The sequence below is a fragment of the Kitasatospora sp. GP82 genome, from assembly GCF_029892105.1.
In the GTDB taxonomy this organism is placed as follows: Bacteria; Actinomycetota; Actinomycetes; order Streptomycetales; family Streptomycetaceae; genus Kitasatospora.
On record NZ_JARZAJ010000090.1, the window covers coordinates 1 to 7,979 of the forward strand.

The window sequence follows — 7,979 nt, forward strand, 5'->3', positions numbered from 1 at the left end:
ACCGTCGCCGGCAACCGCAGACCCGTCACCACACCCAGACGATTCCGCAACTCAACAGCCGTCAACGAATCAAAACCCAGATCCTGGAACGCCCGCGCCGGATCGACTGCTTCGGGTCCCGCGTAGCCCAGCACCAGGGCGATCTGACCACGCACCAGGTCCAACAGCGCCTCACGCCGCTCCTCCGACGACAGCCCGACCAGCCGCTGGGACAGGTCGGCGGCGACCCTGGATCCGGCCCCGGCCAACTGGCGGACACGCGTGCGGATGAGCCCGCGCAGCAGCGCGGGGATCTCACCCTGCGCCCGCAGAGCTGCCAGGTCCAGGCGGACCGGCAGGACGACCGGCTGGCCGCCGGACAACGCGGCATCGAACAGCGTGAGCCCCTGCTCAGGCGACAACGGCGGCATGCCCAGTCGTGCGATGCGCTCCACCTCGGCATCGCTCAGCCCACCGGTCATACCGGCGGTCTGCGCCCAGGGCCCCCACGCGAGCGAGACTCCCGGCAGGCCCTGCGCCCGGCGATGCCAAGCCAACGCGTCCAGGAAGGCGTTACCCGCCGCATAGTTCGCCTGGCCCGCACTACCAAAGATCCCCGCCACCGACGAGAACACCACGAACGCCGAAAGCTCCAGGTCCTTGGTGGCCTCGTGGAGGTTCCACGCGGCGTCCACCTTAGGCCGCAGCACGGCCGCCACACGCTCGGGAGTGAGCGATGCGATCACACCGTCGTCCAGCACACCCGCCGTGTGCACCACAGCCCGGACGGGGTAACGAGCGATCAGATCGGCCACGGCCGAACGGTCCGCGACATCACACGCCTCGACGACCACCTCGGCCCCGAGAGCAGCGAGCTCTGCGATGAGTTCGCCAACACCGTCGGCCTCCGCCCCACGACGGCTCACCAGCAGCAGACTCCCCACCCCGTGCTCAACCACCAGATGACGGGCCACCACCCGACCCAGACCACCCGTACCACCCGTGACCAGCACCGTTCCCCCGGCACCCCACACCGGCCCGCCGACCGCCTCAGACACGGCCACCCGCGCCAGCCGGGCCACCAGCACCTCACCATCCCGGACCAGCACCTGCGGCTCATCCAGAGCGAGAACCTGCGGAAGCACCACCTGGCACGCCCGGTCGTCACCATCGAGATCCACCAGACCGAACCGGCCCGGATTCTCCGACAACGCCGACCGCACCAGACCCCACACCGACGCCCCGGCCAAATCCACACCGGAAACCGCACCACGCGTCACAAACACCAGACGAGAATCAGCAAACCGCTCATCCGCCAACCACGACTGCACCAGACCCAGCACCCGCGACACCAGCGCGTGAACGGCACCCGCCGTCCCTTCCGACACACCAACGACAGCCGGGAGCAGTACGGTACCTGGGACATCGACGGCAGCCTGCGCCAACGACTCCAGATCCGCGTGAACCTCCGCCGCCAGGTCGCTCAGCGTGTCCGCATCCGGCCCGACTACAGCAAACCTCTCGTGCGTCGCAGACTCGACCTGGACAGACACCCAGTCGAGGCGGAACAGCGAATCGCGGGAGACCACACCCTCGTTCAGCTGGTCGGCGGATATCGGCCGCACTATCAGCGAGTCCACCGACGCGACTGGCGCGCCCGTGGTGTCCACGATCGCCAGCGACAGCGCACCGCCGTCACCGGACCGCGTCAACCGCACCCGCACCGCCGAAGCACCCGCCGCATACAGCGACACCCCGGCCCACGAGAACGGCACACCATTCGAAGCACCGTCCTCACCACCGCCCACCACGAACGCATGCAGACAGGCGTCGAACAGCGCCGGATGCAGACCGAACGCACCACCATCCGCGTCATCCGGCAACGCGACCTCGGCGAACACCTCGTCGTCTAGGCGCCAGGCAGCCCGCAAGCCCTGGAACACCGGGCCGTACTCGAAGCCGCCCTCGGCCATCCGGCCGTAGAGGCCGCTCACGTCCAGCTGCTCAGCACCCGCCGGCGGCCACACCGACGCATCGAACGACACCGGCACCGCGCCAGACGCCAGCACACCACTCGCATGCTGTGTCCAAGTCGCCTGCTGGCTGCCCCCAGGCCGGGAGTGAACACTCACCACACGCCGTCCCGATTCGTCCGGCGCGCCCACGCTCACCTGCACCTGCACGCTGCCCTGCTCGGGCAGCACCAGCGGCGCGGCCAGCGTCAACTCCTCCACCACATCACAGCCGACCTCGTCACCGGCCCGCACCGCGAGTTCAAGCAGCGCCGTACCCGGCACCAACACCGAACCCATCACCACATGATCCGCCAGCCACGGATGCGACTGCACCGACAACCGACCCGTGAACAAGAACCCGTCGGAACCCGCCAGTTCCACAGCCGCACCGAGCAGTGGGTGCTCCGCCAGTTCGAGGCCGGCGAATCGCACATCACCGGTCTGCATCACCGAGCCCGCAGGCCAGAAGCGCTGGTGCTGGAACGCGTAGGTGGGCAGGTCCACCTGGCGGGCGCCGGTCCCGGCGAACAGCGTGGTCCAGTCCACCTTCACCCCGTGGACGTGCAGTCGCGCCAGCGCGTGGAGGGCCGTCGTCTCCTCGTCCCGCTCCTTGCGCAGCACGGGAACGAGCAGCACGCCCTCGTCGGCGAGGGATTCGGCGGCCATCGCCGACAGGACGCCGTCCGGGCCCAACTCCAGGAACCGGGCCACACCCTGTCCGGAGAGCCACTCGACACCGTCGGCGAACCGCACTGCCTCGCGGACGTGGCGCACCCAGTACTGCGGGGTGCAGAGTTCCTCACCGGTAGCGAGTGCACCGGTCAGGTTCGACACGACGGGAATGGTGGGCGCCTGAAGCGACAGGCCCTCCAGGACCCGGCCGAACTCTTCGAGCATCGGGTCCATCAACGGCGAGTGGAACGCGTGCGAGACCCGCAGCCTCGACACCTTACGACCCTGCGCCTCGAAGTGGGCACGGATCGCCTCCACCGCCTCCTCGGCACCGGAGACCACCACCGACGACGGCCCGTTGACCGCCGCAACCGACACCAACTCACCCAGCAACGGCAGGACTTCATCCTCACGTGCCTGAACCGCGAGCATCGCCCCACCCGCCGGCAACGCCTGCATCAACCGACCGCGAGCCGCCACCAAGGTGCAGGCATCCGCCAGCGAGAACACCCCGGCCACATGCGCCGCAGCCACCTCACCGATCGAATGCCCCGCCACGAAGTCCGGCCGCACACCCCACGACCGAACCAGCCGGAACAACGCCACCTCGACGGCGAACAACCCCGCCTGCGCATAGACGGTCCGGTTCAGCAGACCCTCGTCCTCACCCCAGACAACCTCGCGCAACGGCCGGTCCAGATGCTCGTCCAACCCCGCACACACCGCATCGAACGCCTCCGCGAACACCGGGAACCGCCCATACAACTCCCGACCCATACCCAGCCGCTGAGACCCCTGACCCGAGAACAGGAACGCACTCTTCCCACCACGCACCGAACCCACGACCACACCACCGTCGGGCTCACCCGCAGCCAACGCCTGCAACACCCCATCGCGGTCAGCAGCCACCACCACCGCCCGGTGCGTGAACGCCGACCGCTCCCGGACCAGCGACAGACCGACATCCACCGGCCGCAGCCCGCCCTGCTCCCGCACCTGCGCCAGCAGCCGCGCCGCCTGACCCCGCAGCGCCGCCTCCGTCCTACCCGACAGCACCCACGGCACGGCACCCGGCTCCGCCACCGGCCCATCAAACACCGGCAGTTCAGCAGGCCCGGCCTGCTCAAGCACCACATGCGCGTTGGTGCCGCTGATCCCGAACGAGGACACACCCGCCCGACGCGGCCCCTGCTTCTCCGGCCAGGCCGTCTCCTCCGTCAGCAGCTCGACCGCACCAGCCGACCAGTCCACATGCGAGGACGGCTCATCCACATGCAGCGTCCTGGGCAGCACACCGTGCCGCATCGCCATAACCATCTTGATCACACCCGCCACACCCGCAGCCGCCTGCGTATGACCGATGTTCGACTTCAACGACCCCAACCACAAAGGCCGTTCCTCCGAACGGTCCTGCCCGTACGTCGCCAGCAGCGCCTGCGCCTCGATCGGGTCACCCAACGTCGTCCCCGTACCGTGCGCCTCCACCACATCCACATCCGACGCGGACAGACCCCCACTCGCCAACGCCTGACGAATCACCCGCTGCTGCGACGGACCATTCGGCGCCGTCAGACCGTTACTCGCACCATCCTGATTAACCGCGCTACCCCGCACCACCGCCAACACCCGGTGACCATTGCGCCGCGCATCCGACAGACGCTCCAGCACCAGCACACCAACACCCTCGGACCAGCCCACACCATCGGCTGCGTCCGCAAAAGGCTTGCAGCGCCCGTCGGCCGCCAGGCCGCCCTGGCGGGAGAACTCGACGAACGTACTCGGGGTGGACATCACCGTCACACCACCGGCCACCGCGAGCGAGCACTCACCCGAACGCAGCGCCTGCGCCGCCCAGTGGAGGGCGACCAGCGAGGACGAGCACGCCGTGTCGATCGTCACCGCAGGACCTTCGAAGCCGAAGGTGTACGAGACACGACCGGAGGCGATACTCGGAGCGCTGCCGTTGCCGCGGAATCCTTCGAACTGGTCTCCGACGAGCACATCCCTGTAGTCGGTGTACATCACTCCCGCGAAGACACCGGTCTGGCTGCCCCGCAACGACACCGGATCAATCCCGGAACGCTCGACCGCCTCCCACGTCGCCTCCAACAGCAACCGCTGCTGCGCATCCGTGGCCAACGCCTCCCGCGGACTCATCCCGAAGAACTCCGGATCGAACTCCCCCGCCTCGTACAGGAAACCACCCGAGCGCGTGTACGACGTGCCCGAAACCCCACGATCAGCGTTGTAGAGCGACTCGACATCCCAACCACGATCCGTCGGGAAACCGGAGATCGCGTCCACACCACCCGAGACCAGCCGCCACAGATCCTCCGGCGACTCCACCCCACCCGGATAGCGACACGCCATCCCCACGATCACCACCGGATCGTCCACCACCGACGGCAACACCCGCACCGGCACCGCCACCGCCACTTCGGCATCCACACCGAAGAGACCGTCCAACAGGAAACCCACCAGCGCCTCAGCCGTCGGATAGTCGAACACCACCGTCGCCGGCAACCGCAGACCCGTCACCACACCCAGACGATTCCGCAACTCAACAGCCGTCAACGAATCAAAACCCAGATCCTGGAACGCCCGTCCGGGATCAACATCCGCCGCACCACCATGCCCCAGCACCAGCGCGATCTGACCACGCACCAGGTCAAGAAGCACCTCACTCCGCTCCTCCGACGACAGCCCGGTCAGACGCTGGGTCAGACCGGCTGCTGCGGCCGAGCCTGCCACCATCGACCGGCGCACGCGCGGCCGGACCAGCCCACGCAGCAGCGCGGGTACCTCCTCCTGTGCGCGCAGCGCGGCGAAGTCGAAGCGCACCGGCAGCACCACGGGCTCCGCCACTGCCAGCGCGGCGTCGAACAGCGCGGCGCCATCGGCCGGAGAGAGCTCGGGCATCCCGGTCCGGGCGATGCGCCGGATGTCCACTTCGGACAGCGTGCCGGTCATACCGCCGTCCTGGGTCCACGGCCCCCAGGCGAGCGAGACTCCCGGCAGGCCCTGCGCCCGGCGATACCAAGCCAGCGCGTCCAGGAACGTGTTGCCCGCAGCGTAGTTGGCCTGTCCGGGGCCGCCGAAAATACCGGACACCGACGAGAAGACGACGAAGGCGTCGAGGTCGAGTCCGGCGGTGGCCTCGTGGAGGTTCCACGCGGCGTCCACCTTAGGCCGCAGCACGGCCGCCACACGCTCGGGAGTGAGCGATGCGATCACACCGTCGTCCAGCACACCCGCCGTGTGCACCACAGCCCGGACGGGGTGACGAGCGATCAGATCGGCCACGGCCGAACGGTCCGCGACATCACACGCCTCGACGACCACCTCGGCCCCGAGAGCAGCGAGCTCTGCGATGAGTTCGCCAACACCGTCGGCCTCCGCCCCACGACGGCTCACCAGCAGCAGACTCCGCACCCCGTGCTCAACCACCAGATGACGGGCCACCACCCGACCCAGACCACCCGTACCACCCGTGACCAGCACCGTTCCCCCGGCACCCCACACCGGCCCGCCGACCGACTCAGACACGGCCACCCGCGCCAGCCGGGCCACCAGCACCTCACCATCCCGGACCATCACCTGCGGCTCATCCAGAGCGAGAACCTGCGAAAGCACCACCTGGCACGCCCGGTCGTCACCATCGAGATCCACCAGACCGAACCGGCCCGGATTCTCCGACAACGCCGACCGCACCAGACCCCACACCGACGCCCCGGCCAAATCCACACCGGAAACCGCACCACGCGTCACAAACACCAGACGAGAATCAGCGAACCGCTCATCGGCGAGCCAGGACTGCACCAGACCCAGCACCCGCGACACCAGCGCATGCACCGACTCCACCACACCACCGGAACCGGCAGCGGCCAACGCAACCAGCACAGTGCTCGGAACATCGACAGCGAGCTCCGCCAGAGCGTCCGCGTCCACCTCGATCTCCGCATACGACACCAACGCATCGCCCGCCACCCGAACAGGCACCCAGTCCAGCCGGAACAGCGAATCGCGGGAGACCGGTGTCTCACCCAGCTGATCGGCAGATACCGACCGCACCACCAGCGAACCCACCGAAGCGACTGGACCGCCACCGGCGTCGGCAACCGCCACCGACACCGACTCCTCGCCCGTACGCGACACCCGCACCCGCACGGACGAGGCACCGGCCACGTGAAGCGACACGCCCTCCCACGAGAACGGCACCACGCCCTGCGGCAGCCCGTTGAACGCGGACACATGCAACGCCGCGTCCAGCAACGCCGGGTGCAGGCCGAACGCGCCGCCGTCGACACCGTCGGGGAGCGCGACCTCTGCGAACACGTCGTCGCCCAGTCGCCAGGCGGCCCGCAGCCCCTGGAACACCGGGCCGTAGCCGAAGCCGCTGTCCGCCATCCGCTCGTAGAGGCCGGCCAGGTCCACCGGCTCGGCCCCGGTCGGCGGCCAGATCGAGGTGTCGAGGTCGAAGGCATGCTGCTCCCTCGCCGCGAGCACACCGGTCGCGTGCCGAACCCACGATGTGTCGTCGGCTCCTTCGTACCGCGATCGGACGGTGAAGGTACGGCGACCGTTCTCGTCGGCGGATGCCACGCGGAGTTGGAGGTGTACACCGCCGTGCTCGGGCAGCACGAGCGGCGCGGCGAGCGTCAGCTCCTCGACCGCGTCGCAGTCCACCTCGTCGCCGGCGCGGATCGCCAGCTCGAGGAAGGCAGTGCCCGGCAGCAGCACAGAGCCCATCACGACGTGATCCGCCAGCCACGGGTGCGACTGCACGGACAGGCGGGTCGTGAACAACAGACCTTCGTTGTCCGGCAGTTCGACCGAGGCGCTGAGCAGGGGGTGGTCCGTCGCCTTCAGGCCCGCCGCGCCGACATCGCCGGCGGCGGTCGTGCCGGTCTGCGGCCAGAAGCGCTGGTGCTGGAATGCGTAGGTCGGCAGATCGGTCTGCCGGGCGCCGGTCCCCTCGAAGAGTACGGGCCAGTCGACCGTCGTGCCCGAGACATGGAGCTGTGCCACGGCGTCCAGCGCCGTGGCCTCCTCGCTCCGGTGCCTGCGCAGTATCGGCACAAGTGCGACCTCGTCCGACAGCGACTCGGCAGCCATGGCCGTCAGGACGCCGTCCGGGCCCACCTCCAGGAACCGGGACACACCCTCAGCGTGCAGTGTGCGAACGCCGTCCGCGAAACGCACCGCCTCGCGGACGTGCTCCACCCAGTACTGCGGGGAGCACAGCTGCTCGCTCGTGGCCAACGCACCCGTCAGGTTCGACACCACGGGAATGGTGGGCGCCTGAAACGACAG

The 7,979-nt window shown here is 69.0% G+C and carries 1 protein-coding gene; it reads right to left on the reverse strand.

All coding sequences use genetic code 11. The features are described 5' to 3' along the window. A partial coding sequence (locus P3T39_RS36745) for an SDR family NAD(P)-dependent oxidoreductase (RefSeq protein WP_348534427.1) occupies nt 1-7,949 on the reverse strand: 7,949 nt, incomplete at its 3' end. Between the last annotated feature and the right edge of the window lie 30 nt (nt 7,950-7,979).